Raw genomic sequence first — 25,403 nt, 5'->3', positions numbered from 1 at the left:
CCCGTAGAGCAAAACGGATGGGTTTTTTGCGGGATTCAGCCCTGTCCGCCACCGGGACGCCGGTGCGGCGGCAGGTCTGTCGGTATACATGAGCCATCGTCAGGGTCGGTGTGGATGAGCACATCCGTGACGCCTGCGTACTCGGCAATGAGGCGGTCACGCACCTGGTCTGCAATCTCATGTCCTTCCCGCACCGTGATACCAGCATCAACAATGATGTGGAAATCGCAAAATATCTCACCGGGCTTTCCCCGGCACCGGAGATCATGATACCCGACCACTCCCGGCGTGTTTTGGATGATCACAGAAAACCGTTCATAATCAATATCAGGCGGGGGGGTGTCGATGAGAACACCCATCGCATCTTTCACCACTCCAACGCCCATCCTCCCGATCAAAAGAGCGATCACAAAACCGACCACGGCATCAGCCACCGGATAGCCCAGACGAATAAAGAAGAACCCGACGAGAACCGATATGGAGACGGCGACATCACTGAAGGTATGTTTCGCGTCAGCGAGCAGAAAGGCACTCCCCCCTCTTTTTTCCCCCCACCCGGTGTTCATAGAGAGTAACGCCGAGGTTGATACCGATGGTGGCAAGCATCACCGCGACCGTGAGCAGGGTGATCTCCGGCACTGCTCCCGACAGGAACCGTCCGAATGCCTCCCAGGCAACGATACCGGTCGTAAGGAAGAGGAGGGCGCCGACAAAGAGTGCCCCTATGGTCTCATATCTGCCGTGGCCATAGGGATGTTCCCCGTCAGGGGGGGGCATGCCGGAGAAACGGACCACAACCAGACCGACAATGTTGGAGACAGAATCAAAGAGCGAGTGGGCTGCATCTGCAACCATACTCACCGAGCCTGCCCACGCACCCACCACTCCCTTTGCAACGGAGACGGATATGTTCAGAACAAGAGTGATGATGAGGGTTTTCCGTACGTTCCGGTAATCCACCGACAATCAGGATACCTTAGGCATCCGGCATTCTATAATGCTTTCTCAAAAATCCCTGACCGCTGCAGGTCGGCGTCATCCGGGAAGCATGCGACAATGGCTTTTGCAAGCGTCCGGCAGAGCTGCCGGTATCCGTCCCGTCCGTCCGCCCCCGATATGCCGGGAACAGGGATATTCAGGATGTGAGTCTCTTCTGCGGGAGGGATGTGGTAGGCACGCTCCCGCACCGCAGGAGAGAGAAAGATGATGGTGCCGTAGCAGTCTCCGAACAGGCACCAAGGATCGGGGGGGCTGGTGGGAGGAGAGGTCGATGCCTTTCTCCCGCATCACGGCCACCACACCCGAGTCCACCGGGGACGGGAAGAGACCCGCACTCTCTGCGGTGTAGCGCTCACCCGCGATGGCGTTCAGAATGGCAGCGGCCATCGGGGGGGAACGGACCGAGTTATAGGTGCAGACGAAGAGCACACGGTGCAGATCAAAAGTCATCACAGCCACCAAAAAAGGTATTAGTCTGAGAGAGCAGCGATGCGTCGCATCGCCTCTTTCAGCCGGTCGAGGGATGCTGCGTAGGAGAGACGGACCATCCGGGGGGGTGCCAAAGGCGGTGCCCGGTGTGACAGCCACATGGGCTTCGGCAAGCCACCGGGCGGAGACTGCCATATCATCCCCCCCGCCGGTCTTTACATAGGCATAGAAGGCGCCCTCTGCGGGTGCGGTCTCATAACCCATCTCGTGCAGGGCACCGATGATATACTGCCTGCGGGTGTCAAACTCGCATCGCATCGCCTCGACGCATTGCTGGTCCCCCCCGGTGAGAGCGGCCACCGCACCGTGCATCGCAAAGGTGGCCGGGTGGCTGATCGTGTGCTGCTGCACCCGGATCATCTGTTTTGCCACGGGTTCGGGTGCTGCCGCATAGCCGATACGCCAGCCGGTCATTGCATAGGCCTTGGAAAAGCCGTTCACCGTGATCGTCCGGTCTGCCATATTGTCAAACGACCCGATGGAGACATGCGTCTTGCCGTAGATGAGCTTCTCGTATATCTCATCGGAGAGCACATAGCAGTCGTTGTCGATGGCTGCATCAGCGATCAGCCGGAGGGATGCATCGTTCATCACCGCACCCGACGGATTCGACGGGCTGTTGCAGACGATCATCTTCGTCTTCGGGGGGGTGATGGCCTCAAGGAAGCTGTCGTCCACCTGGAAGTCCGTCTCACGAACTTTGCAGTGCACCGGCGTTCCGCCTGCGAGCTGCACGCAGGGTTCATAGCTGACCCACGAAGGATCGATGATGACGACCTCATCACCGGGGGGGTTGATGACGGCTTCCATCGCTTCATAGATGGAGTCCTTGGCACCGCAGGCGACGATGACCTGACCCGGCGTGCAGGGGGGGATATGGTTCTCCGTCTGCAGCTTATCGGCGATCGCCTCACGGAGTGCCGGGATGCCGGGCGACGGGGGGGCATAGTGGGTCTCCCCCGCGTTCGAGGGCGTCGATGCATGCCCGGGTGATGTGGGCGGGGGGGTAGGAAAGTCCGGCTCTCCGATGGAGAGGCCGATGACATCGATGCCCTGTGCCCGCATCTGTGCTGCCCGGTCAGATATCTCTATGGTGGCGGAGGGTGCGATCTCCGCCACTTTCCGGGAGAGAGATTTCATGCTAACCGCTGAACCAGCTTGATTGCCGACTCAACCGCACGGCGGGCGTAATCGATTCTCTGGTGCGCCTCAAGGCGGGACATGCCGGGTCCGGAGATACCGAGGGTGACCGGCTTGTTGTATTCCAGAGAGAGATCGATGATCTTCCGGGCGGCGTGCTGGACGACAATCTCGTCGTGCTGGGTGGCACCCTCAATCACGCATCCGATGGTCACCACGGCATCGACATTGCCGTCTTCAAGCAGCTTCTTGATGGCAAGCGGCATGTCGTAGGCGCCAGGTACATAGAACTTCTCGGTCACTTCCGCACCGAGGAACTTTGCATGCTCTTCGCCTTCAATTTCCATCATATAGGTCAGGTCGCGGTTAAATTCCGCGACGACAAATCCGAGTTTAATTCCCATCTTCTCTTCAGCTCCGTATCGTACGTTTCAGGTAAATAGAGATTGGCAGTTATCCCATAAAAGTGATGCTTCCCGAAAGTGGGGGCAGGACGGAAGACAGAGGAAGGGGATGAACACGGGATTTTAAAAAAGTATTAATGTCGGGCCGGGCCCGCGTCCTCAAATCCCTGACGCTGACCGGTGCCCGCCTCTTTGATCAGGGTATCGGGCCGGAGAATCAGTTTTACCGTGTTCTCCGCATGTTCCCGTGCCCGCCGTTCCGCCAGCCAGGCAAGCTCGGCGTCATCTTTTGCCTCGTCCTCGTGGACAAAGACCTCGATGATATGATGATTGGTCATCAGCTGGCACTGGATCAGACCCTGGGATGCCTCATGGGCGCAGAGACGGTCCTTCTCCTTGCCGCCCGGCATACCGAGGGCCATGACGATGTCACAGCCCCCCCGTTCCTCGATAAGAATCTTTGCTGCAACCGGGAGGTCTTTGACACCGGGCACGGTGTAGCGCTCGATGGCAACGGACGCATGGCGTCTGAGCTCGTCCACCGCGACCGCGCCCATGTTGACACGGGCGAAGGTGGTGTCAGCGACCCCCCCGACCTTCATGCAATCAGCACCTCGCAGGCGGCAGAGACTCCGTCGCCCTTGAGGGAGTATCCTGCTGCCTTGAACGCACCCTGCACCATGCGAGAACCGCGAGGAGTTCAGGTGCACCCGTGGCACCCATGCTACCGATACGGAAGATCTTGCCCTTGATGTGGTCCTGACCACCGGAGACCTCAATGCCAAGGTCTTTGACCTTTCCGCGGATGTCTGCGTCGGTGATACCCTCAGGGTAGCAGATCGCGGTGGCAGTGTTGGAGTAGGAGTGCAGGGCGTCGGGCTGTGCAAAGAGGGAGAGACCCCCCCATACGTCTGCTGCCGTACGGACGGCATCTGCCATCTGGCGGTGGCGTGCAATCCGAGCTTCCATACCCTCTTCGAGCGCAATCGCACAGGCCTCACGCAGGGCGAGGTAGAGCGGCACGGCGGGGGTGAAGGGCGTCTGGTTCTTGGCGGCGCTCTTCTTGTAGGCCGGGAGGTCAAAGTAGAACGGCGGGTTCTCGCACTGTGCGTCCCAGGCCTTCTGTGAGACCGAGATCGCCGCAAGGCCCGCGGGTGCGGCAAGGCACTTCTGTGAACCGGTGATGGCCACATCCACACCCCCCCACTTGTCAGGGTATACCTCATCGGCACCGATGGAGGTGATACCGTCCATGATGAAGAGAGCGCCGTGCTTCTTTGCAAGGCGCCCGACCTCCTCTGCCGGGTTCAGGATGGCGGCCGAGGTCTCATTGTGAACGAGGGTGACGACCTCCGCGCCCTCTTCGAGTGCCCGTTCCAGTGCTTCGAGGGGGGGCAGGGGGGGAGTACCCCAGTCTGAGGTGAGTGCCACCGGATTACCGTAGCGCTGGCTCACTTTATAGAGACGGTCACCAAACTTACCGTTGACGAGGCAGGCAATCTCTTTGCCCTGGCAGAAGTTTGATATGGCAGCCTCCATACCGGCCGTTCCTGAGCCACTGATGGTCAGAAGATCGTTTTTCGTGCAGAAGATCTCCTTGAGCATCGTTGTCGTCTCTTCAACGACCTGACCGAACTCTGCACCGCGGTGATTCATTGCCTGGCGTGCCATCGCAAACCGCACCCGTTCCGGCATCGGGACAGGGCCCGGCATCATGAGAAGTGATTCATTTTGCATATTGATCAGTGGGATAATTTTTAGCGGTAATGCCATATGGAGGTTATGCAGGGTGGCCGGTATTCAGGCATGATTCTGGCTACCCTAAGACCTATTGATCACCGGCCGTATGACACCGGCGTCACTCCCGTACATACCATCTGCAGGGCCGGGACTTCCCGGCAGACGGTGCCCCGATGTCTCCCCGGCGCACTTTTTTACCTCTCTGAACTCCACCAAAGTCAACCTCTTTATGCAGAGACTTCGATACACTCTGGCAATGGCAGACATAGCTGTGATCGCCGGATCGGCATCAGACGGAGAAATTGTGAGCAAAGCAACGAGTGTACTCGAAGAAGAGGGCATCACCTATGACTTTCAGGTACTCTCCGCACACCGGAACCCAGAGGAACTCTCCGCATACGTGAAGAATTCAGAGGCACGGGTATTCATCACGGTCGCAGGACTCTCCGCCGCACTTCCCGGAGTTGTTGCATCCCTGACGGAAAAACCGGTGATCGGTGTGCCCGTTGCGGCAGGCACCCTCGGCGGTATTGACGCCCTCCTTGCAATCGCACAGATGCCCCGTGGTGTCCCGGTGGCCTGTGTCGGTATCGGAAACGGGGGGGCCAATGCCGCCCACCTTGCGGTGCGTATCCTGAAGGCATAATCCCCATTTATCATTCAAAAACAATCTTTACGGCTCATATTCTCCGGAAAATACGTGCACAATAAAATCCATTTATACCTCTTAAGCACCCCCCCACGCATCTATAGATGCGACCGGAACCCTGGAGCCTGGCGGCAGGAATTCTTATTATTACACTCCTCATCCTGCCCGCGGCTGCGGCTGAGACCGAAGGACAGGACCAGATTATCTATATCAGTTCATACGGCCCGAGCTACATCTGGAACCAGGAGATTGAAGCAGGCATAGAGGCGGCCATCGCAGATTCCGAACGCACACACCTCCAGTTATCCATCGAATATCTGGACGCAAAGGTCATCAGTGACGCAACCCATTTTGAAAACCTCTACCATACCTTCGCCCATAAATATGCAACCGCCAGCGGATGTGGTCATCGCCTCTGATGACGCCGCTCTCCTCTTTATGGACGAATACGGCGACCGGCTCTTTTCGGGTGTCCCGGTCGTCTTCACGGGGGGGATAAACAATGCATCCAACCTGCCAGAGGCAGGTGAAGATACGCCATTCTATATCGGGACACTGGAGGAAGTGCCCTTGCAGGAGATGGTCGATGCAATCCGGGCAATCAACCCCCCCGTGACCGACACCATCTATGTGATTCTGGATAATACCTACACCGGCCGTGCCATCCGGGACCGGATCGATGAACAGGCCAGCGAATATACCGGCACCATCAGCTTTCTCTACCCGGAGGCGGGTGCTGACATCAGTACCATCAGTGCAGACCTGGCAGACCTGCCGGAGACGGCAGCCGTCCTGATCCTCACCTACTACCTGAGTGACCGGGACCTCACCCCCCCTACCATATCGATGAGATTTCTGCTGAACTCTCTACAGCGAGCCCGGTTCCCATCTATTCCACATCGAGTATGTTCAATAACATCGGTGTGGTCGGCGGGGTGCAGATCTCACCCTATGATCTGGGATATGATGCCGGCACTCAGGCAGTATGGGTGCTTGATGAGGCACCGGGCCGGGAAACAGACCCGATCATCTACACCGCGAATATTACACCTGTTTTTGACTATACGGAGATGCAGCGCTTTGGTATCCAGGAATCGGCCCTGCCCAAGGATTCAACCATTATCAACCGGCCGCCCGATTTTATCACCGTTGACCGTGGAGCTGCGATCGGTATCATGACGGTTGCGCTCATCCTCGGCGTTCTGGTAATTATCCTCATCGTCCAGAATGTGGCACTCACAAATACCCGGGCACTGCTCACGAAAAACGAAACTCTCTACCGCTCAGTGGTGGAGGGCCAGACCGAGATGATCACCCGGTTCCGGGTCGACGGCACCATCATCTTCATCAACTCCGCCTATGCACGCTACTTCGGTCTGAACCCGGATGCAGCCAAAGGGATGAAGTTTCGTACCCGGATATATGAGGAGGACCGGGACCGGGTCGCAGCACACTTTGCCTCCCTACGTTCCGGCGCTGCACACCGGACGATTGAACAGCGTGTTGTGCTCAGCGATGACAATATCCGCTGGCACCGCTGGGATGATCACGTCATCTGTGACAAAGACGGGACAGTGATCGAGTACCAGTCCGTCGGTATGGATATCACCGAACAAAAAGAGGCGGAAGAAAAAATTCAGGGTTCCCTGCAGGAGAAGACCGTTCTCCTGCAGGAGGTACACCACCGGGTAAAAAACAACCTCGCGGTTGTCTCTTCCATGCTTGAGATGCAGGCAATCAAGGAAGAGAAGAATGAACCCCCCCACGTGGCGGCCCAGATACGCGAAGCCGAATGCCGTATACGCTCAATGGCTGCGGTTCATGAAGAACTCTACCGTTCGGACTCCTTTGGAGTAATTGATGTCCAGCACCATTTTGAACACCTGGCCCACGACATCATCTGCACCTTCCCGGATGCAGCAAAGGCCAGCCTTGTAGTGAAGGCTGAGACCTGCACACTCTCGCTGGACAAGGCGATTCCGGTGAGCCTCATCATCAATGAACTCCTCACAAACGTGATGAAGTATGCCTTTACCGGATTGACAGAAGGTATAATCGACATACAGATGCAATGTGACGGTGCAAAAACCGTGCTCATCGTCAGGGATTCGGGGGGTTGGGTTTCCGGAAGGATTTGAACCGGAACAGGCGACATCTCTCGGGATACGATGGTAAAAACGTTTGTTGAGTATCAGCTTGACGGCAGCTACGAGATAACAACCGGTCCTGGAGGAACCACATGGACAATACGGTTCCCACCCGACACCACATGATTCTTCAGAAACAGTCAGGGAGAAAAAAGATACAACATGAAAGAGAATGAGAAGCGCTCCGTCGGCATCGTTGAAGACGAGGGAATGATTGCAATGCTCCTACGTGAACTACTGACACGCGAGGATTTTAACGTCGTCTGCACGGTAAAGACCGGCAGGGAAGCGGTAGACTGTGTCCGGGAGAATAACCCCCCCGATATCATGCTGATGGATATCAACCTGGATGAAGATATGGACGGCATTGAGGCAGCAACCCTAATCAGGGAGTTCTCCAGCATACCCATTATATTCCTCACCGCATACACGGACCCCCCCGGACAAAGGAACGGGCGGAGAAAGTGAGACCATATGCCTTCCTCCCGAAACCAATCAATAAACAGATGCTCATCACTACCCTGAACAACGGTATCACCGGGTAGGTGGGCACGATACTCTCGTGATATTTTCTGTGTAACCGGCGTGCCGGGGGCATACCAGGCCGATACTTCAGAATGGCAATCCCCCCCCTGCATACGCTCCAACAGAAAACGGACTGATAACCGGACCCGCCTTTGCCAGAGGTCAATTCAAACTCTCTACTTATTACTTTTATACACGTTCAGGCCGATCTTGACATCTTCAGCGTCAGGGAGGGAGATGTTGCCCTCGGTCGATGCAATCGTGATGGACTTTCCTGATTTGGACGGCCCAAAGTCTTTGGATATATCAATCTTCATCGTAAGGATGGTGCCTTCAAGAGTCATCTCAACGTTTTTCATACTCTGGATTATGAGCCCTCATGCCATGACCTTTTCTGTTAGGGGGAGAAGATGAAGAGGGTCAGGATCACCACACCGTCTTCAGCCCGGTGCCGGTCTCTTTCAGGGGGCAGGGTTTTGGAGAAGGTGTGCAGGGCTGCAAACCCAGTGCAGTGGCAGGCGTGCAGTGATTCGAGGTTCAGATTCTCAAGGAAGCGGGTCGTCCGGTCAATGCGATCCTGGTCGGCGTACATCAGGTGAAGGCCGCCAATAACCGAGCGGATACGGTCATCGCCGCAGACGGTCCGGGCATGGTCAATGATATTTGCAATCCCGGAATGCGAACAGCCGCTGATGATCACCAGGCCCGTGTCACTTTTGTAGGCAAGTGCCGTGTCATCGGTCAGATGATCCGGTGCCGTGGTGCCGTCCCCAAGCGTCAGTTCTGCATTCGGGGGGGTGAAGGACTCCCAGGCATGCACCCGGGGGGGATCTCACCCAGAAAAACCAGACGGTCCGTGAGCCAGACCGGCTCCTTTGAGAGCTGCACCGTGCCAAACCGAGCCAGAATATCCGCATGGTAGAGCGTGCCGATCTCAGAACTCCCCCCCGGACGCCTGCGGGGGGGCAGATAGGCTTCCGGGTGGGAGAGGAATATTGGAGACGGGTGACCTTCACCCTCGGTCGTCTCGTTGCCGAGTTCCGGCAGCAGGGCCTGCATGCCCCAGGTATGATCCAGGTGCCCGTGGGAAAAGATTATATGGGTAGCATCCGCCGGTTCAATGGCCATCCGTCGTGCATTATCCAGAAACACACCGGAAAATCCGGTATCAAAAAGCACCCGCACATCTCCGTCCCGGATGAATGCGGAGAACCCGGATTCCGAGAGAAGATAACGGTCGGTAAGAGCGGTATTGTCAGCCAGTATTGTGCATTCCATCGCCATTGTCCGGATATTTGCCTGTCAGCATATTAAAAGAAGGGTTTGAACTAAAAAATGCAACGAAAGAAAAGGGGGGGTTCATGGTATCATAAAGATGGATGAGACCGACATCGCGGCAAAGCAGACGAGAATGAAGATGATCACATACAGGACAATGTGGTAGACATGCATCTCACAAAACGGCATGCTACCGTCGTTCTGCCGCAGGGCCGTCCGGTAGGCATCATACACCCCGGCACAGAGGATGACAAGACCCGGAACGAGGAAAAAATATAAGCCGAATATCGTTGCCACCAGCACAAGGATGCCTTTTTTGTACTGACCGTTATAGACCTGACCAAAGCCGGGGAAAAAGAACGAGAGCACCACTGCCGCATGCACATTCTTCTGCGGCGGGGGAGGTGCGGACTTTTTCCATTCCCTGCAGGTCGGGCAAAGACCCGTCATTCCTTCGGGAAGCGGATTCCCGCATTCCGGGCATACCGGTATCTTCTCTGGCATATCTTCTGTATCTCCCCCCCGTCTGATATCCTGTTATCATCTTCCCGGCAGGTATACCTTTCTCTGATAAACCGGGTTCTTTGCACTCAGGCGATACGATATCCAGAATGCGGAATCAACATCTCAAACCGGGCTCCCTCGCCGGGTTCTCCGCATTCACGGATTGAAATACCGGTGATCTCCAGGATCTCACGGGAGAGGAACAGACCAAATCCGGTATTTTTTCCAAAGCCACGGTTGAAAATTCGTTCCTTGAGATCCACAGGCACACCACTGCCATCGTCTTCAGCAACGAGTATCCCTCCTGTTTTGGTATCTCTAAACCCGATGGAAACGTGGGTGGTGCCGGTGCCGTGACGGATGGCATTATCAATGAGATTAAAAATGACATTCCCAAACATCGGGTCTGCATAGACAGCCAGCCCTTCACATGCACAGGCAACCGTGACACCATTCTGCTCGAACTCCTTTGCAGCCTTTCCGACAAGGAGAGAGACGTCCTGCCACTCCGGGTCGGCCTCCCCCCCAAGGCCCTGATACTCCTGCGTAAAGAGGATCTGGCGTTCGATGGTGCCTGCAGAGGAAATAATCCGTTTGATTGTCTCCGCAAGTTCGCCGTCACCGTCCAGATACCCATCCATCTCCAGCAGTTCACCGGCAAGCATAATCGCGCTCACCTGGTTGAGAATATCGTGCCGGGTGACCGATGCGAGCAGATTGAGTTTTTTGTTTGCCCGGTGAATGGCCGCCTGATAGTTGGTGAGATCCGTGATATCAATATTGACCCCCCCGGCAATGGCCACGGCCGTCCCGTCAGGCGCAGTCTCAATGACCCGGCCCATCGCCCGTACCCATCGCCATCCGCCTCCGGGAACGGTAATGCGGAACTGGCCTTCCCATAAGTGTTCTGCCCCCCCCGAAACAAGGGACACCATCATCTCCCGGAAGACCGTCAGATCATCGGGATGCACCCTCGTCTGCAGGTATCCGAACATCTCTCCGGTTCCGGAAAACCGGCTGTCGGGCGCAAAAACCACCCCTCCATCAGCCCCGATCACCGTTTTGTCCAGACCTGCACGATAGTACCAGGTCTCGATATCCGCACCTTCAACCGCAACATGCAGGCGGTCCTGGTGCTCCCGGAGTGCCAGTTCCAGTTCCCGTTCCCGCGTGACCTCAATGGCCGACTCGATCACCCCCCCGAGGACATGCCCCCCCTCCCCCCCAGCTGACCGGATGGCACTGCACCTGCCAGATACGGTGATCATTATCGATTATTTCTGATGTCAGCACCGTTTTTCCCGGAGTGGTACCGGCAAGTGTGAGAGGACAGCCATGACAGGGACGGGTGCTGGAATGCAGGAGTTCATAACAGTGCACCGGTTTAGATCCGCCTGTGACATCCGTATCCTTCGACTGTTTGTTGACCCAGAGCACCTGCATATCGGAGTCAAGAAACATCAGTGTCCCGTACATTCCCGAGAGATCCTGGAGAATGTTGTTCATATCACTTGCAAAGCCAAGCACATCGCGTGCGGTCACAATGCCCACCGTCCGGCCCTCATCTTCCACCACAATGCGGCGGATATTGTACTGGATCATCAGGTCGGCGGCTTCACCGACCGTCGCGCCTGTGCCAAGACTGACAACCGGTGACGACATGATTGCCGAGACCGGAATTTCCCCCCCGGGATTACCTCCCACCGCCACCACTTTACGGGTGAGATCCTGTTCGGTGATGATACCCCCTGAGCACCCCGTTGTCCATGACAAGACAACTCCCAATCCGGCGTTCTGCCATCCGGGCCGCAGACGCAGAGACAGACGCACCCGGGGGGGGACAGAGACAAGATCACGGGTCATGAGCGTTGTTATCTGTACGCAGGAGGCAATGGAGATTGGGTGATGATGATCTTCAGGTGGCATAACAGACTCAGCTCGTATGTATTCAACCATTAACTTTCATTCTCATATAAACAATTCTGTATCGGAAAACAAAAAAAATGGTGCAAAAATTGAGGAATCGGTTCAGACATGCCGGATACGGGTATAATCCGATATCTCAGAACTGATGGTGCAGAGATCACGCACCGAGAAGTTATGGACATCATGATGACCACAGAGACGGGCAAAGTCCTCAAGTTCTGTCCGTGTGGCGGCAAAGAACCGGGCGACACCATCCGCGGCACCCTTTGGATCTACCCGTGCACGGAGACTCGCTTTCTGAGTCGTCACCCCCCCGGTGGGGGCAGTCACCGGTATGACAGATGCGGTACTGGTCACACCCGGCAGCGATCAGGGGGGCCGTTCCCAGCGCAATCGCATCGGCACCGAGCGCAAGACCTTTGGCAATATCTGCTGATATGCGAAACCCGCCGGTCATGACCAGAGAGATGCCCTCCACCCCCCCGTGGTCATCCATGTACTGTCGGGCCCGATCCAGTGCATATATTGTCGGGACAGCAGTCGCGTCCTTTATGGCCTTCGGTGCGGCCGCGGTGGCACCCGGACGGCCGTCGATGGTGATGAAATCCGGTTCTGCCGCAATAGCCACCTCGAGGTCTCCTTCGACATCACCCGCGGCAAACTTGATACCGATGGGCCTGCCGCCGGAGACATCCCGCAGGTAATCCACCTTTGCCTTCAGGTCTTCCGTGGAGCGGATGTCATCAAACCGGGCGGGACTCTCGATATCATGTCCCTGCGGGAATCCCCGGATAGTGGCTATTTCTTCAGTGACCTTCGCACCGGGCAAAAATCCCCCCATGCCCGGTTTGGCCGACTGGCTTATCTTGATCTCTATCGCGTCTGCGGTCTGCATATACTCCGGTGTGGCGCTGTAACGGTTCGGCACATACTCAAAGATATACCGGTAGGCCTGTTCAAACTCTGCCGGAAGAATGCCTCCTTCCCCGGAACAGCATGCCGTTTTTGCACGGGCACTCCCCCCTGTGCAAGAGCAATCTTTATTTCACGGGAGAGGGCCCCGAAGGACATATGGGTGACATAGAACGGAAGCGACAAAACCATCGGCTGTTTGGCATTCGGCCTATGACCGTCTCCATTGCCACCGCTTCATTGGGGGGGTTCAGGGGGGGCAGACGGCGCAGGGCCGCTGCCATAATAAGAATTTCATCCCATGAGACCATCAGCCGGGCCGTCCGCATCGGTTCGATGACCGGCACTCCGGTCTGTGCCATCGTCTTGAGATGGACAAAATGTGGTTCGATATAATCCGGTGCCCGGCAGATATGGGTCGCCGGGTCGGCCTCCACCGGAGGGGGGGTGCGTTCCTCCTTCGTTGCGGCACCGGGTTTCTTTTTCAGATGCGTTTTGTCAGACATACAGACCGGACAGGCCCAGTCGTCCGGCAGGTTCTCTGGTGCCACCCCGGCAGGAATATTCCCCTCAACAGATCCCACGTCATCATCATACGTAAACGAATGACACACATTGCACATATACCACGACATATCCACCCTCCTCACCCGCATAACAGGTCTTGGATAGTGTCCCGTTCGCCTTCATTAGTCTTTTGGCCCTCGGGCTCTTGGAAAAGCGATTCGCACACCAATGAAAAAGAGAACGGGCGGATCTAATACTCTGCCCATCATAACCCAATATATTCCAGACCATACAATACCACAGCGATCAGCACCACCATGACGAGCGTGGCCGCCCAGCCGGGCAGGTGGGGGGGTGGAAAAATGATCCGACAGTAATGATCTGAAAAATGGATTGGACAGGATCCAAGTGATTCAGGTTCTGATCACTCAGGATCTTTGTTCTCGCTCAGGATGTCACTGACCAGCTTCACGGCACAGAGATCCCCCCCGCACATCGAACAGGTATCTGTCTCCCCCCCGTCCCGTTCATGTATCCGTCTCGCATGCTCCGGGAACATGGAAAGAGAGAACTGCCGATCCCAGTCAAGGGCACGCCGGCATCGGCCATCTGCCGCTCCCCCCCTTCATTGTACCACGTGTCCGGTCGACGGGTGGTATCCCCCCCGATATGTGCGGCAACTTTTGCCACCCCGCGTCCCTTCCTCGATATCCGCCAGATCCGGCAGGGCGAGGTGTTCGGAGGGGGGGGATACCATACACAGGAAGTCGGCACCGGCCATTGCGGCAATCGACCCACCGATAGCGGCGGATACGTGATCATAGCCCGGCACAATGTCGGTGACGAGCGGCCCCCCCAACAGGTAGAGCGGTGCCTGATCGGTGAGTTCCTTGATCATCTTCACATTGTAGGTGATCTGGTCAACCGGCATATGGCCCGGCCCTTCGATCATCCGCTGGACACCCTGTTCCTGTGCCCGTGCGGCGAGGGTGCCGAGGGTGAGATATTCCACCGTCTTTGCCTGACGACCGGCATCAACGACCGCACCGGGCCGCATCCCGTCTCCCAAGGAGATACACACATCCTCTTCCCGGAGGATCTCCATCAGGTAGTCATACTCTGCATAGAGCGGGTTCTCCTCACCGGTCGCATCCATCATCGCGAGATGGAAGGCACCGCCCCGTGAGACCACACCCATCACCCGGGGGGGGTCACGCCGCAGGGAGGCGAATGTCTCATGGTTGACTCCGCAGTGCAGGGTGAGGAAGTCCACCCCCCCGTCACGGCAGTGGTCACGGATGGTGTTGAAGAGGATGTCCGCGGTGATATCCGGAGCACTCCCGGCACGCCGCACGGCATCGTATATGGGCACCGTGCCGACGGTGGTATCCAGTCCCAGAATGCTCTTGCGTATCGCGTGAAGATCTCCCCGGTGGAGAGGTCCATAAGGCGTCCGCACCGTTTGCAAGCGCCGCCTCGCCCTTCTTCAGTTCAAGGTCCGGGTCACAGCGGGCACCCGATGTCCCGATGTTCACATTTACTTTTACCCGGCATCCGGACCCGATGGCACAGAGGCGGTGTTCACGTCGTGGGTTTGCCGGAACAACGATGCGTCCCCGCACGACATCACGTGCCATCTTTCGTCCATCAAGCCCTTCTCTTCGGGCCAGTGCGTCAATCTCATCCGGCACACCGGAGAGGCACTCCCTGACAAGGGTCTGCATAACAAACATTTGGTGGTGCATCCTTATTATCCTACATGCAGGTGAGATGGATTCCGGGAGATGGATACTGGGCAAACGCCTATATCTGCGGAGATGTGCTGATAGACGCGGGGGGGGTCACCCCCCCGATGCAGGTGGAGGCCTTCGCGAAAGATATTTCGAAAATTGTGCTGACCCACCACCATTATGACCATATCGCCCATGCCCACCATATCGCCCATATGTGTGGTGCCGAGGTCTTTATCCACGAGGCGGATGCACCGGCCTGATGCAGGAACGTGCGGAAGTGACGCTCTCGGCGATGTTCGGGGAACGCACGCCCGCAATACCACTGGCAGGCACCCTGAAGGACGGCGACATCGTCAATGGCCTGAAGGTGCTGCACACGCCCGGCCACACCCCCCCGGGTTCGATATGCCTCTGGGACCCGGAGGGCGAAAACCTCATATCCGGCGATACGGTCTTTTCCGACGGTGGTGTGGGACGAACAGACTTTCCCGGCGGCTCACAGGAGGCACTGGTGGAGTCCCTTGACCGGCTGGCAGGCTATGACGTGCAGGCAATCTGGCCAGGCCACGGCATGCCGGTCACCGAGAACGGGTTCCGGCATATCGAGGCGGCACGCCGAATGTGCGGGTATTACTAGAGACCAACGGCGATGGCAGAGAAAGGCATATACTGTCTCATCCTGAAGACCGGAGGCGCCGTGCTTGATGTGGGTGCGCTGGGGGGGAGGTGACATTCCCCCGCCGGATACTACGTATACGTGGGTTCGGCCCTTGGACCGGGGGGGGCTTGCACGGGTGCAGCGCCATATCCGGGTCTACCGAAAGACAACAGAGCACCGGCCACGGTGGCATATCGACCGCCTGCTTATTGACCGCCGGTTCGTTTTCACGGCAGCCGTCTGCGGCGAGACCACCGAGAGACAGGAGTGCATGCTCGCCAACCGAATCGGGGGAGACACCATCCGGGGGGGATTCGGGTGCAGCGACTGCCGGTGCAGCAGTCATCTGTTCTGTCGTGACAGCGACCCGCAGCAGGAATGCGGCGATGCCCTCACCGCCTGCGGGTGCAGACCACAGGTCACGGTCGTCACCCCCCCGGATCCGGACCGGAATTTAGTACGGCCATAATGCTCAAATATGATGAATCCGACCTACCAGTATGAACGTCCTGGGTATATCGGGGAGCATGCAGGCAAACGGGAATACGGCCTATCTCGTAAAACAGATCCTTGAAGCGGTGACCGAAACAAATGCAGAGGCAACCTGTGAGTTTGTTTCCCTCGGGGGACACTACATCACCCCCCCGTGCACCGGATGCCTCCAGTGCAGAGAGAAGAAGGAGTGCGTCATCACCAATGATGACTGGGGTGGTATCGCAGAGAAGATGGCAGAGTGCGATGTGCTTGTGATCGGTACCCCCCCGGTCTATTACTATGACATCTGCGGACAGATGAAGAACTTCATCGACCGGACCTACTCGCTCTGGCACGACCGCAGACTCTCCGGCAAGTATGTGGTCACGGTGGCCGTGAACGGTGATACCGGAGCAGACCGTGCCCTTGAGACACTCGAGGGTTTTGCAAATGCCCATGAATTCATCTTTGCGGGCTCGGTGATCGGCAAGGCGTTTCTGCCGGGGGGGGATATCAAAGATGACACCGCGGCACTGGAGAACGCTGTTACCATCGGAAAAAAATAGCCACCCTCGGCTGAAGGATGGCAAGGGCACAGGACGATTGTTCTTGTGCCCTATGCGGATCGGGAAACGTAAAACCCCCCCGAAGGGCAAAGATACTGTCATGTACCAGCGGGGAGCCTGAGCATGACGACAGACAGACTGACAACAATACCTGTTTTGCCGGGAGAACAACAGGAGGAATGCCTTCGGTTCTTTGCCGGATGTGCGGCAAAAGATCCGTTTTCGGCCGTCCTCTGTCTGCCGACGATACGTCTCGCCTCCACGCTGCGCAGCCTGATGAACCATCGGGGTATCCTCCACATCCCCCCCGCCCTGGCAGGCACGGTCACGGACGTGGCAAAAACCGTGCTTGCCCGGATGGCTCCTGACCTGCGCATCATCCCCCCGGAGGAGGCACGGGTCATGATGCACCAGGCGATACGGGCCCATCCAAACCGGGGCATCCTCACCCCCGGCGGAAAGGAAGGGGGGGACAGCGTCTGGTTCAGGATCTCTTTCGCCTCTTTGGTGTGATCACCGAACGCGGGATTGAGTATCCCGCCTGTCTCGGCAGCGTCGGAGGAGAGAAGAGCCGGGTCATCGGCGAGATCTTTGCCGACTACCGGAGACGTCTCAACGCGGAGGATGCGGTGGACAGCTCCTCAATATGCAGCGCCGCGGCAGACGCCCTGAGCCGTTCCCCCCCAATCCGGTTCTCCGGCTGTATATACGGTATCCATGCCACATTGCCGGAGGCCGAACGCTTCCTGAGGCAACTCACCGAAACCGGTGGAGAATGGATGGTCTTCACTCCCACCGGAGCAAACCCGGCCATATTCGGGCCGGATGCATGTTCTTCGGCAGAGACCGGAGACGGGGGCGGAGTGGCTCTTTTCCGAAACAACCGCACTCAGGCCCCCCCGGTGCCGCTCTCCTGCGGCACGTTCCCGGACCGGCGAACCGAGTTCCGGGCGGTGGCCCAGCAGATCTCTGACCTCATCCATACCGGTACCCCCCCGCCGGGAGATATCGCGGTCGCCCTGCCCGATATCCGGGCGGAAGAGGGACGGCTTTCCGCCATCTTTGCCGACTTCGGCATTCCTGCGGCCACGTCCGCCACCCTGCCGCTCGCACAGGAACCGCTCATCCAGGCCCTGCTGTTGCCACTCCGGGTGGTCGCAGACAACTATGAACGCCGGACGATTGTTGCGCTCTTCTCCCAGCCGTTCTTCCAATTCAAAGATGCAAACGAAGAGAGCGTATCCGGCAGTGACATAAACCGCTGTGCCTGCCAGGCGGGCATCCGGGAAGGGGCGGCCGCTGGGGGGAAGGATTCGGCCACCTGACCGAACGCCTGACAAAAGAGACGGAGAACCCTGATAATCCCCCCCTCCACCGGCAGAAGGCTGCCGCACGTGACCTCGCGGCGACAGCACGGGTGGCAGATGCCGTCTCGGTACTCATTCGTGACCTCCGGACTCTGGAGAAACCCAAAACGATGGCAGGCCATGTCCGGGCACTCCGGGATCTCTACACCCGATGGGACGCCCCCCCTGCCTTCCGCCGGCACCGGATGCAACCATTGAGGAACGCGAGCAGACGGCCCTGCATGAATTCCACCGCCTGCTGGACCGGATGGCCGGCACCCCCCCGGACGCGAAGGGCCGAAGGTGAGCATTCGGGAGGCCGCCGCGGTGATCACGGGGGGGGCCGCCACCGAGACACGACCCGAGCATGAACCAAACCCGGCAGCGGTTCAGGTCTGCGGTATCCGGGAACTGCAGGGACTGCATCTGCCCATGGTCTTCATCGTCGATCTCACCGACGGACGCCTGCCGGATATCCCGCCCCCCTGTTGCCCTATACCACCGAACAGGAGGAGCGGGCGATGGGCACGATGCGCCGCCGGGGAGAAACTGCGGGAAGAGCGCTACTACTTCCTCGCCGCCCTTCTGAGCGCCGGGGGGGAGAGACTCTGGCTCAGCCACGCGGAGCGGGACGCGGGGGGGTGCTCATTCCCTCGCCGTTCTATGCCGCGGCAACGGATGCCTTTGCACATGAAAGCTGGATCTGCCCCCCCACCATGCCCGCCTCAGGGAGAGCCGGATGGAACGGGCTGGGCACGCCGTGAGAGACGGCTTCCGGCCACCTGCGGTCTGGCTGCCGGAGGGCATCACCGCCGATGCAGTGGCCGCCCGCATCACCGCCGAGGAGTACCACCGCCACGGTCTCTGCGACTCGGCCTTCGACGGCATGCTATACACCGACCCGGATATTCCCAGTATGCTCACCGAACGCTACCCCCCCGAAGATTCCGTCTGGTCGGCAACCATGCTCGAGGACTATGTCACCTGCCCGTTCCGGTTTTATATGCAGCATGTGCTGGGCACCGAACCCCCCCTCCCGGAGGAGGAGCGGGATATCTCGGCCAGCGCACACGGTACCATCGTCCACGAGGTCTGCCAGCTCTTCTACCACAGCTGGATGGCCAGTCATCCCGCCGGTCCGGGACCGCAGGAACAGAAAGAGGCCACCGCCCGTATCCTCGCAGAGGCAGAGACGGTGCTGGCCCGCTACGCCCGCGAGGGTGCCGCATGGGAGGCCGGAGCCGAGACCCTGCTCGGCACGGACAACCTGGGGCCGGGGCTCTTTGAGGAGTTTATCCGGCAGGAGACGGATACCCGCTCGTCCCCCCCCTTCGTGCCGGAACTCTTTGAGGCAGGCTTCGGCACCCCCCCGGACCGTCCGGGCAGTATCCACGATGCGCCGGTGGCCCTGCCGGTGCCGGGAGAGGAGGAGAAACTGCTGCTCCGGGGCTTTATCGACCGGGTGGACCGTATGCCGGACGGGACGTTTCTGGTCACCGACTATAAGACCGGTGCGCATCCACAACAGCCCGATATCCTCGCAGGCAAGGCCCTCCAGCTCGCCCTTTATGTGCGGGCCCTCGAGGTGATCACCGGTGCTGCCGGGGCGGGTGCATCCTACTATGCGATGAAACGCCGGAAGGTGACAAACACCGTGATGGTGCATGACGCCCGCTACGCAGACGCCCTTTCTCCCTACAAGCTGAAAAAAATGAAAAAAGAAGCCCCCCCCTTCCCCGGAGATCATCGACAACGCGGTGACGGCGGCAGCCCGTGCCACCGCGGGCGTTCGTGCCGGACGGTTCCCGCTGGCGGACGATGCAAATTCCTGTCCCGGCTACTGTGCGTATACCCGCATCTGCCGGAACGGCATACTCAGAACGCTCGAAATACGCCGCACCGGGGGGGGAGGTATAATGCCGCCGCAGCGCACTCCGGTGCAGGAGACTGCCATCACCTGTCCCGGCAGCCTCTGTGTCACCGCCGGGGGGGCCGGAACCGGCAAGACCTATGTCCTCGTCAGCCGCTACCTCGACCTCCTCGAACGGGAGGGAGACGAACAGGCAGGCGTGCAGGAGATCCTCGCCCTCACCTTCACCGAGAAGGCGGCGGCGGAGATGAAGGACCGGGTTCGTCAGGCCCTCGCCACAGCGGAGGGGGGGATGAGACCGCCCGGTTCCGCGATGACCTGATGTGGGCAGGCATCTCCACCATCCACTCCTTCTGCACACGAATCCTGCGGGAGTATGCACTCGAAGCCGGTCTGGAACCCGGATTTGCCGTTATCGAGAGCTATGAACTCGCGGAGATGACCGAAGAGACCCTCTACCGCCTGCTCTACACGCCTCTGCCGGAAACCGTCAGAACCGCGGTGCTCCGGTGCCTGCGCACCCTGGTACCGGGGAACTGCAGAAGACGCTCATCGCCCTCTACGACCAGCGGTGGAACGCCGACCGGTTCTTTTCCTGGGTCACGGAGGCACCGGATACGGTGATCGCCGCCTGGACGGAGGCGGTAGAAGCAGAACAGGCAGATATATGCAGACAGTTCTTTGCCTCCCCCCCGGCAGGAGAGGCCGCGGCCGTGCTCCGGGAGCTGGCCATAGGCTTTGCCGGGGATGACGATGCCGGGACACGCTACCTTGCCGCAGCGGCCCCCCCGGCCTGAAGGCCCTTGACCCGGACTCCCCCCCCGCGGAGACCTGCCGGGCCCTTTCAGCGATTCTCTCCTGCAAGGGCAGCAAGAGCATGGGGAGTGCAAAAATCTTCGGGCCGGACACAAAGAGACAGCTGGTCACCGCATACAGCGCCCTGAAGGAGTGGGAAAACGACAACGCTCCGGCCCTGCTGACCCTTACCGTCTCCCCTGATGACCCGGAGACAACGGAGACCATCCGCACCCTGCAGGCGCTCGGGACGGCCTTCTCCTGGTTTTCGGAGAGCATCGGGCAGCTCAAGGCGCAGCGGGGGGGCGATTGACTTCGGGGACATGCTCATCCGCACCCAGGCCCTGCTTGCAGAGAATGCTGCGGCACGAAACGGTATCGCGGCCAAGTACCGGGCGATTATGGTGGACGAGTTCCAGGACACCGACCCCCCCTGCAGGCCGCCATCATATCCGATATTCTCACGGCCGCAGGAAAGGAGCGTTCGCTCTTCGTGGTCGGTGACCCGAAGCAGTCGATCTATCTCTTTAGAAACGCCGATGTGACGCAGTTCAAGGCGACCCGTGACCGGATTCTTGCAGAACGCGGCGGACGCGAGGTGGCGCTGGACACCAGTTTCCGCAGTGCACCGGAGATCATCGGTCTGGTCAACACCCTCTTCTCCGCCATACTCGGCGCCGACCGGCTGCCCTGGGAATTTGGATACGATGCCCTCGGCGTAACCGAGAGCAGGCAGCCCCCCCATACCGGGTCGGCCGAGATCCTCATCACCCCCCCTTCCGGGAAGACCACGGCCGAACGCGACCCGCCTGAAGCGGATGCCCTCGCCGCATGGCTCGCGGATCTGGTCGAAAACAAACGAAAAACGGTCTATGAGCGGAATGCGGACGGCGAATGGGATGAGCGGCCGGTCACGTTCGGGGGGGACTGTGCGGTACTCATCGAGACGCGGAGCCGCCTGCACCTCATCGAAGACGCCTTCTGCCGGGCCGGGGGGGTGCCCTACCGGATCTACGGGGGGGCACGGCCTATTATGAACGCCAGGAGGTGCGGGACTGCGGGGGGGCGGTGATCGCCTTCCTTGCCGATAACGCCGATGACATCGCCCTCTACGGGGGGGCCCTCCGCTCACCCTTCTTCGGCCTCTCGGACGCGGATATCTTCCGTGCCGCAGGCGGCCGGGGGGGACGGGGGGGCCTCTTTTCCCGCCTCAGCGAAGATGCCACCGGTCCTGTTGCGGATGCCTGCCGGATGCTCGCACGCTGGCAGGCGTACGCACGCCGGGAACCGCCCTCGGTGCTCGTCAGCCGCATCATCCGGGAGTCGGGCATGTACGCCGTCTGCGCCGGGCAGAAGAACGGCGACCAGAAGACCGCCAACCTCAGGAAGATCACCGAAATCGCCAGATCCGTGAGACCGGGGGGGATGCTATGGGTTCGATGCCTTTGCAGCGGATCTCAGGCAGGCGCTACGGGACGCACCGAAAGAGGAGGACGCACCCCTGCCGACCGCAGGGGGGGAGGATGCGGTGCTGGTGATGACCGTCCATGCCTCAAAGGGGGGGTTGGAGTTCCCCGTTGTCGCCCTGCCCTTCACCAACGCGGACAGCGGCGGCCGCAGGAACGGAAGTGTGTTTGAAGAGGATCTGGGTCTGGCAGTAAAGATTCCGGGGGCCGGACGGTCCGGTTGACGCACCCATCTCGCTGTTGATCCAGCACCGGCGCAAACAGAAGGAGGCGGCAGAGGCACGACGCCTCTTCTATGTGGCGGTCACCCGGCCCGTGACCATATCCTGTTCACCGGCACCCTGCCAAAAATGGAGCTGGTCGCCCTCGGCCCGGACGCGGGAAGACCCGGATGCACCGGACGTTTGCCGCCCTCGGTGTCACCCCCGGAGGCCGTTGAGGCGGGAGGAGTCAGCTGCACCACCCCCCCCGACGGCCGCGAGTGGCGGGTGACGATCACTTCGGCGGAGAACAGCAACAGGCCGGTCAAAAGCTCACCCCCCGCCGACACCGGTAGCGATAAACGCACCCCCTGCCCGCGGAGAGGGCGGATGCGGCATGGACAACTCCGTCACCGTCTGCGGTCGAACGGTCCCTCCCGCCCCTGCCGGTGACGGCCATTCACCGGTATGCTTCCGGCGGAAGGGGGGGGACCGGGGATCCGGATCCGGTGGACCTTTTGCAGTCCGGTGGGAGAGAAAAGATCGCGGCACGAAACGGGAACCTCCTGCACGCCGTCTTTGCTGGTATGGCTCCTGCCCGTGCCTGTGCCCTCCACGGATTTTCTGCGGATGCCACACGCGTGGCAGACTGTGAGGCGGCATACCGGGATTTCTGCTCTCACCCGCTCATCCGTGAGAGCACCTGTCAGCAGTGTGAGGTGAAATTTGTCCACCGCTTCGGGGGGGACGTGCAGGTGCGGGGGGGTGCCATCGACCGGATCGTGCGCAGACCGGACGGACGGTATGTGGTGATTGACTACAAGACCGAAGCCGATCCAAGAGACGGGCCCTGTCGGGATGAACATCTCATCCAGCTTTCCATCTATGCCGATGCGGTCCGTGCCCTGACAGGATCGCTGCCCGACACCTGCCTCTACTATACCGGACCGGGAGAATGGTGCAGGTCACCCCCGATATCGCTGCGGCCCGAAAGGCAGCGGCTGAGGCGGAACAGAACCGGTGAGATACCCGGAGCGGGCAGACGTGCTGCCCACCGGAAAACAGACCGCATTAAATTTTTTTATTTTCAATGGGTGGATCAGCAGGCAAGAACAACTGCACAGCATATAATATCTAATGCATAGTCGGCACGATTTTGCCGCAGATTATATCCTGCGAATTAATTTAATATTTATACCTATGCATTAACCCCCAAAAGTATTTCGTTGTTACCCACCCACAGAAGTCAGGAAGTTCTATGCCGACAAGTCCAGATCTCTTTGCTGACCGGATACACGATTCCGTCAACCGGTATACCAAGAATAAATGTGATACCCTTCAGTGCCAGATTTCAAAAGAATGGGAGACCGTCTCATCCAACCAGGAGTTCATGCAGAAACTCAGTTCAGTCTTCCCGGAATAACCCCCCCACAGAATAGTGTCTCTCTTCTCTTCTTGTTCCCTATCTGCGGATCTGTCTTTAGATCAGATGTCTCTATCAAGTCAGATGCCTCCATCTACCACCTGATGAGACTGGGTTAGCGGGTCATTTGTATGAGGACAGAGGAATGACGTTTGCACCATGGCAGCGGATGTGCAGCGTATGTGCAGCACCTGCTGCAACGATAAAAGAGGAATTTACAGCCGAATGATGATGATCTAATAGAGTATAGAGAGACGCTTCTTCAATACCGAAGGAGGTTGCAGCATAATTAGACCCCCCCCAGCCTCTAACCATTTCCCGTGTGGGTACGGGTGTGTGCATGCTCTTTGGCAGATGCTGCACACGATTTTGCCTTCGGGGGGGGATATGGGCAGGAAATGCCGAACAGGCCGAGTATTCCCGCCGGTGTGGTTGCAGCACCTGCTGCACCGTGGTTGTACATGGCTGCAAGTGCTGCAACATGGTCGGACGTGGCTGCACATCGGGGGGGCGTATCAAACTCATCTCTTGAATATACCACCACGAAAAGAGAGTGTGCAGGGGAAGCATCTTCCGGGCGGTATTCGTCACCCACAAATTCTGTCACAGACGGACAACAGAAGCCTTTCTGCCGCATCCTCTTTTGCCATCACCCGCTCTTCGAGTTCATCGCAGAGTTGCATGAGGGTGTCCACCCGTTCGACGATGCGGTGCTGTTCGGCGAGGGGGGGGAGGGGGATAAGAAATTTTGAAACATTACTCATGCTTAGGTTGGCTCTGGCATTATCAACCTGCTTATCAATCATATATGAAATACAAATTGGACTGTTGAAGAAATGAAGAAAATACTTTAAATTTATATTCCTATTTTGACTGATTACTCTGATTAAACAGACAGCCTGGTTGATATTTGCGATTTCATCAACATTGTATATCGCTGTCCTTCCTATGGAAGCACCAACTAGATTCATCAGGAAATCATCTTTTTTCAGAATTGAACGAGGTTCAATCTTGTTGAATTTCTCTTCAACATACTTTTTTTATTTAATTTTAGATCGTAATTTGTTACATTTTCACTTGTTATAAATAAAATTCCTTCACTTTCTTCAACATAATTTATACCTTGCCATTTTGGAGATGAACCTTTAGTAATCAATTCACACATATCTCCCAGCCTTGCCCACTCCCAATTTATTGGAATTATAAATGGTGCTTCTCCATCTTTGATTTGTGGAATTTTTTTATTACTGAAAAAAGTTTGAATTTTCCCCCCCTCTTTCACCAGCCTTGCCTTCTCCGCCTGAATTTTCTCCAGCAGAACGGATGCCGGTTCGTCCTCAGGATGCTGCTCCACAAGGCGGCCCTGCACCGCAAGCTGCAATATGGTCTTTCTCAGTTCCGCAATGCTCTCTGTGTCGTCAAAGAGGAGGTCAAAGTTTGCGTGCAAAATCTCCCGTGCCGCCGCAGCTTCGTCCGGCTCTTTTGCATCAAAGAGGGCGTTTAACGAGGATAAGAGGAGCATCCGCCGCCGCTCCGACTCGGTGTCCTGCCGGGCTTCGAGTTCGTCGCAGAGTTGCATCAGGGTGTCCACCCGTTCGACGATGCGGTGCTGTTCGGCGAGGGGGGGGAAGGGGGGGAAGAATTAAATCAGT

General features: G+C 58.2%; 37 protein-coding genes and 4 pseudogenes. 22 read left to right on the top strand and 19 right to left on the bottom strand.

Annotation, left to right across the window (positions count from 1 at the left end):
• Nucleotides 1-35 precede the first annotated feature (35 nt).
• The 5 genes and pseudogenes from JCM10550_RS17315 to JCM10550_RS11385 all read right to left on the bottom strand — a co-directional run bounded on the left by JCM10550_RS17315 (nucleotide 36) and on the right by JCM10550_RS11385 (nucleotide 4,769).
• Nucleotides 36-882, bottom strand: a pseudogene (locus JCM10550_RS17315) (cation diffusion facilitator family transporter).
• A gap of 153 nt (nucleotides 883-1,035) precedes the next feature.
• Complete coding sequence (locus JCM10550_RS11400; protein WP_245619093.1) at nucleotides 1,036-2,628, bottom strand: aminotransferase class I/II-fold pyridoxal phosphate-dependent enzyme; 1,593 nt, start codon at nucleotides 2,626-2,628, stop codon at nucleotides 1,036-1,038.
• Nucleotides 2,625-3,032 (bottom strand): 6,7-dimethyl-8-ribityllumazine synthase, encoded by a 408-nt coding sequence (gene ribH, locus JCM10550_RS11395; RefSeq protein ID WP_062399262.1) that lies wholly within the window; start codon nucleotides 3,030-3,032, stop codon nucleotides 2,625-2,627. The genes JCM10550_RS11400 and ribH overlap by 4 nt, the downstream gene beginning before the upstream one ends.
• Nucleotides 3,033-3,166: 134 nt before the next feature.
• The gene (gene ribC, locus JCM10550_RS11390; protein ID WP_062399260.1) at nucleotides 3,167-3,634 is read right to left on the bottom strand and encodes a riboflavin synthase; all 468 of its coding nucleotides are present in this window, start codon (nucleotides 3,632-3,634) and stop codon (nucleotides 3,167-3,169) included.
• A pseudogene (locus JCM10550_RS11385) lies at nucleotides 3,631-4,769 on the bottom strand (alanine--glyoxylate aminotransferase family protein). Before JCM10550_RS11385 ends, ribC begins: the two are co-directional and overlap by 4 nt.
• Before the next feature lie 259 nt (nucleotides 4,770-5,028).
• Here JCM10550_RS11385 and JCM10550_RS11380 point away from each other — a divergent pair.
• The 5 genes from JCM10550_RS11380 (at nucleotide 5,029) to JCM10550_RS11360 (ending at nucleotide 8,036) form a co-directional block, all read left to right on the top strand.
• Entirely contained in the window at nucleotides 5,029-5,418 is a 390-nt protein-coding gene (locus JCM10550_RS11380; RefSeq protein ID WP_062399307.1) for an AIR carboxylase family protein, read from the top strand.
• A gap of 107 nt (nucleotides 5,419-5,525) precedes the next feature.
• The gene (locus tag JCM10550_RS11375; RefSeq protein WP_062399258.1) at nucleotides 5,526-5,840 is read left to right on the top strand and encodes a hypothetical protein; all 315 of its coding nucleotides are present in this window, start codon (nucleotides 5,526-5,528) and stop codon (nucleotides 5,838-5,840) included.
• Nucleotides 5,824-6,600, top strand: coding sequence for a hypothetical protein (locus JCM10550_RS23110; protein WP_062399256.1), 777 nt, complete (start codon nucleotides 5,824-5,826; stop codon nucleotides 6,598-6,600). Before JCM10550_RS11375 ends, JCM10550_RS23110 begins: the two co-directional genes overlap by 17 nt.
• On the top strand, nucleotides 6,597-7,559 hold the full coding sequence (locus JCM10550_RS11365) for a sensor histidine kinase (protein ID WP_062399254.1): 963 nt from the start codon (nucleotides 6,597-6,599) through the stop codon (nucleotides 7,557-7,559). The genes JCM10550_RS23110 and JCM10550_RS11365 overlap by 4 nt, the downstream gene beginning before the upstream one ends.
• 171 nt (nucleotides 7,560-7,730) lie before the next feature.
• Nucleotides 7,731-8,036, top strand: coding sequence for a response regulator (locus tag JCM10550_RS11360; protein ID WP_062399252.1), 306 nt, complete (start codon nucleotides 7,731-7,733; stop codon nucleotides 8,034-8,036).
• Between the two features lie 233 nt (nucleotides 8,037-8,269).
• On the opposite strand, the gene JCM10550_RS11355 is transcribed toward JCM10550_RS11360, so the two are convergent.
• The 11 genes and pseudogenes from JCM10550_RS11355 to JCM10550_RS25125 form a co-directional block, all read right to left on the bottom strand.
• Nucleotides 8,270-8,452 (bottom strand): hypothetical protein, encoded by a 183-nt coding sequence (locus JCM10550_RS11355; RefSeq protein WP_062399250.1) that lies wholly within the window; start codon nucleotides 8,450-8,452, stop codon nucleotides 8,270-8,272.
• A 38-nt stretch (nucleotides 8,453-8,490) separates the two neighbouring features.
• Nucleotides 8,491-8,913 (bottom strand): MBL fold metallo-hydrolase, encoded by a 423-nt coding sequence (locus JCM10550_RS11350; protein ID WP_062399248.1) that lies wholly within the window; start codon nucleotides 8,911-8,913, stop codon nucleotides 8,491-8,493.
• Nucleotides 8,871-9,371 (bottom strand): MBL fold metallo-hydrolase, encoded by a 501-nt coding sequence (locus JCM10550_RS11345; RefSeq protein WP_172673872.1) that lies wholly within the window; start codon nucleotides 9,369-9,371, stop codon nucleotides 8,871-8,873. Before JCM10550_RS11345 ends, JCM10550_RS11350 begins: the two co-directional genes overlap by 43 nt.
• Before the next feature lie 81 nt (nucleotides 9,372-9,452).
• Nucleotides 9,453-9,875 carry a DUF5683 domain-containing protein gene (locus JCM10550_RS20075; protein ID WP_175020535.1) on the bottom strand — a complete coding sequence of 141 codons (423 nt, stop codon included), beginning with the start codon at nucleotides 9,873-9,875 and terminating at the stop codon, nucleotides 9,453-9,455.
• Between the two features lie 86 nt (nucleotides 9,876-9,961).
• Nucleotides 9,962-11,143 carry a PAS domain-containing sensor histidine kinase gene (locus JCM10550_RS11335; RefSeq protein WP_083475470.1) on the bottom strand — a complete coding sequence of 394 codons (1,182 nt, stop codon included), beginning with the start codon at nucleotides 11,141-11,143 and terminating at the stop codon, nucleotides 9,962-9,964.
• The gene (locus JCM10550_RS11330) at nucleotides 11,052-11,801 is read right to left on the bottom strand and encodes a cyclic nucleotide-binding/CBS domain-containing protein (RefSeq protein WP_172673871.1); all 750 of its coding nucleotides are present in this window, start codon (nucleotides 11,799-11,801) and stop codon (nucleotides 11,052-11,054) included. The genes JCM10550_RS11335 and JCM10550_RS11330 overlap by 92 nt, the downstream gene beginning before the upstream one ends.
• Nucleotides 11,802-12,012: 211 nt before the next feature.
• The gene (locus JCM10550_RS23105) at nucleotides 12,013-12,777 is read right to left on the bottom strand and encodes an FMN-binding glutamate synthase family protein (RefSeq protein WP_245619106.1); all 765 of its coding nucleotides are present in this window, start codon (nucleotides 12,775-12,777) and stop codon (nucleotides 12,013-12,015) included.
• Nucleotides 12,778-12,841: 64 nt separating this feature from the next.
• Nucleotides 12,842-13,264, bottom strand: coding sequence for a hypothetical protein (locus tag JCM10550_RS23100; protein WP_245619108.1), 423 nt, complete (start codon nucleotides 13,262-13,264; stop codon nucleotides 12,842-12,844).
• Nucleotides 13,265-13,336, bottom strand: a pseudogene (locus JCM10550_RS23095) (hypothetical protein); the annotation flags it as partial.
• 308 nt (nucleotides 13,337-13,644) lie between these two features.
• Nucleotides 13,645-14,592 (bottom strand): annotated as a pseudogene (locus JCM10550_RS11320) (phosphomethylpyrimidine synthase ThiC).
• Nucleotides 14,513-14,953, bottom strand: a complete 441-nt coding sequence (locus JCM10550_RS25125) for a phosphomethylpyrimidine synthase ThiC (RefSeq protein WP_281175379.1) — start codon at nucleotides 14,951-14,953, stop codon at nucleotides 14,513-14,515. The pseudogene JCM10550_RS11320 and the gene JCM10550_RS25125 overlap by 80 nt, the downstream one beginning before the upstream one ends.
• A 26-nt stretch (nucleotides 14,954-14,979) precedes the next feature.
• On the opposite strand from JCM10550_RS25125, the gene JCM10550_RS25120 reads away from it, so the two are divergent.
• From JCM10550_RS25120 to JCM10550_RS18885, 17 genes are all read left to right on the top strand, one after another.
• Nucleotides 14,980-15,213: an MBL fold metallo-hydrolase gene (locus JCM10550_RS25120; RefSeq protein ID WP_281175378.1), complete on the top strand. Its 234-nt coding sequence runs from the start codon at nucleotides 14,980-14,982 to the stop codon at nucleotides 15,211-15,213.
• Entirely contained in the window at nucleotides 15,213-15,590 is a 378-nt protein-coding gene (locus tag JCM10550_RS11315) for an MBL fold metallo-hydrolase (protein ID WP_281175377.1), read from the top strand. Before JCM10550_RS25120 ends, JCM10550_RS11315 begins: the two co-directional genes overlap by 1 nt.
• 67 nt (nucleotides 15,591-15,657) lie before the next feature.
• Nucleotides 15,658-16,080 (top strand): DUF123 domain-containing protein, encoded by a 423-nt coding sequence (locus tag JCM10550_RS11310; protein ID WP_157200199.1) that lies wholly within the window; start codon nucleotides 15,658-15,660, stop codon nucleotides 16,078-16,080.
• Between the two features lie 31 nt (nucleotides 16,081-16,111).
• Nucleotides 16,112-16,651, top strand: coding sequence for a flavodoxin family protein (locus JCM10550_RS11305; protein ID WP_062399237.1), 540 nt, complete (start codon nucleotides 16,112-16,114; stop codon nucleotides 16,649-16,651).
• 123 nt (nucleotides 16,652-16,774) lie between these two features.
• Nucleotides 16,775-17,164, top strand: coding sequence for a hypothetical protein (locus tag JCM10550_RS11300; protein WP_062399236.1), 390 nt, complete (start codon nucleotides 16,775-16,777; stop codon nucleotides 17,162-17,164).
• Nucleotides 17,161-17,976 carry a hypothetical protein gene (locus JCM10550_RS11295; RefSeq protein ID WP_062399234.1) on the top strand — a complete coding sequence of 272 codons (816 nt, stop codon included), beginning with the start codon at nucleotides 17,161-17,163 and terminating at the stop codon, nucleotides 17,974-17,976. The genes JCM10550_RS11300 and JCM10550_RS11295 overlap by 4 nt, the downstream gene beginning before the upstream one ends.
• Nucleotides 17,977-18,068: 92 nt before the next feature.
• Nucleotides 18,069-18,368, top strand: coding sequence for a hypothetical protein (locus tag JCM10550_RS18900; protein ID WP_157200198.1), 300 nt, complete (start codon nucleotides 18,069-18,071; stop codon nucleotides 18,366-18,368).
• 117 nt (nucleotides 18,369-18,485) lie between these two features.
• Nucleotides 18,486-18,761 (top strand): hypothetical protein, encoded by a 276-nt coding sequence (locus JCM10550_RS17305; protein WP_083475468.1) that lies wholly within the window; start codon nucleotides 18,486-18,488, stop codon nucleotides 18,759-18,761.
• Nucleotides 18,737-20,491: a PD-(D/E)XK nuclease family protein gene (locus JCM10550_RS11290; RefSeq protein WP_083475467.1), complete on the top strand. Its 1,755-nt coding sequence runs from the start codon at nucleotides 18,737-18,739 to the stop codon at nucleotides 20,489-20,491. Before JCM10550_RS17305 ends, JCM10550_RS11290 begins: the two co-directional genes overlap by 25 nt.
• Nucleotides 20,488-20,664 (top strand): hypothetical protein, encoded by a 177-nt coding sequence (locus JCM10550_RS19745; protein WP_172673870.1) that lies wholly within the window; start codon nucleotides 20,488-20,490, stop codon nucleotides 20,662-20,664. The genes JCM10550_RS11290 and JCM10550_RS19745 overlap by 4 nt, the downstream gene beginning before the upstream one ends.
• Nucleotides 20,665-20,744: 80 nt before the next feature.
• Entirely contained in the window at nucleotides 20,745-20,975 is a 231-nt protein-coding gene (locus tag JCM10550_RS19740; RefSeq protein WP_062399230.1) for a hypothetical protein, read from the top strand.
• Between the two features lie 10 nt (nucleotides 20,976-20,985).
• Nucleotides 20,986-21,207, top strand: a complete 222-nt coding sequence (locus JCM10550_RS25115) for a UvrD-helicase domain-containing protein (RefSeq protein ID WP_172673869.1) — start codon at nucleotides 20,986-20,988, stop codon at nucleotides 21,205-21,207.
• On the top strand, nucleotides 21,156-21,734 hold the full coding sequence (locus JCM10550_RS11280) for a UvrD-helicase domain-containing protein (protein WP_062399228.1): 579 nt from the start codon (nucleotides 21,156-21,158) through the stop codon (nucleotides 21,732-21,734). Before JCM10550_RS25115 ends, JCM10550_RS11280 begins: the two co-directional genes overlap by 52 nt.
• Nucleotides 21,710-22,300 (top strand): hypothetical protein, encoded by a 591-nt coding sequence (locus JCM10550_RS11275; protein WP_062399226.1) that lies wholly within the window; start codon nucleotides 21,710-21,712, stop codon nucleotides 22,298-22,300. The genes JCM10550_RS11280 and JCM10550_RS11275 overlap by 25 nt, the downstream gene beginning before the upstream one ends.
• 178 nt (nucleotides 22,301-22,478) lie before the next feature.
• The gene (locus JCM10550_RS18890; protein WP_157200196.1) at nucleotides 22,479-22,781 is read left to right on the top strand and encodes a hypothetical protein; all 303 of its coding nucleotides are present in this window, start codon (nucleotides 22,479-22,481) and stop codon (nucleotides 22,779-22,781) included.
• Between the two features lie 56 nt (nucleotides 22,782-22,837).
• Complete coding sequence (locus JCM10550_RS11265) at nucleotides 22,838-23,473, top strand: PD-(D/E)XK nuclease family protein (RefSeq protein ID WP_157200195.1); 636 nt, start codon at nucleotides 22,838-22,840, stop codon at nucleotides 23,471-23,473.
• Between the two features lie 113 nt (nucleotides 23,474-23,586).
• Entirely contained in the window at nucleotides 23,587-23,751 is a 165-nt protein-coding gene (locus JCM10550_RS18885; RefSeq protein ID WP_157200194.1) for a hypothetical protein, read from the top strand.
• Between the two features lie 307 nt (nucleotides 23,752-24,058).
• On the opposite strand, the gene JCM10550_RS11260 is transcribed toward JCM10550_RS18885, so the two are convergent.
• The 3 genes from JCM10550_RS11260 to JCM10550_RS11250 are packed head-to-tail and all read right to left on the bottom strand — an operon-like array spanning nucleotide 24,059 to nucleotide 25,330.
• Nucleotides 24,059-24,358, bottom strand: a complete 300-nt coding sequence (locus JCM10550_RS11260) for a hypothetical protein (protein ID WP_157200193.1) — start codon at nucleotides 24,356-24,358, stop codon at nucleotides 24,059-24,061.
• Entirely contained in the window at nucleotides 24,339-24,722 is a 384-nt protein-coding gene (locus JCM10550_RS11255; protein ID WP_062399218.1) for a restriction endonuclease subunit S, read from the bottom strand. Before JCM10550_RS11255 ends, JCM10550_RS11260 begins: the two co-directional genes overlap by 20 nt.
• A gap of 17 nt (nucleotides 24,723-24,739) precedes the next feature.
• Nucleotides 24,740-25,330, bottom strand: a complete 591-nt coding sequence (locus JCM10550_RS11250; protein WP_062399216.1) for a hypothetical protein — start codon at nucleotides 25,328-25,330, stop codon at nucleotides 24,740-24,742.
• Nucleotides 25,331-25,403 lie beyond the last annotated feature (73 nt).

The organism is Methanogenium cariaci JCM 10550 (assembly GCF_001315945.1).
In the GTDB taxonomy this organism is placed as follows: Archaea; Halobacteriota; Methanomicrobia; order Methanomicrobiales; family Methanomicrobiaceae; genus Methanogenium; species Methanogenium cariaci.
The sequence above is the reverse complement of the archived record's forward strand: the minus strand, read 5'-3'. Positions and strand labels throughout refer to the sequence as shown.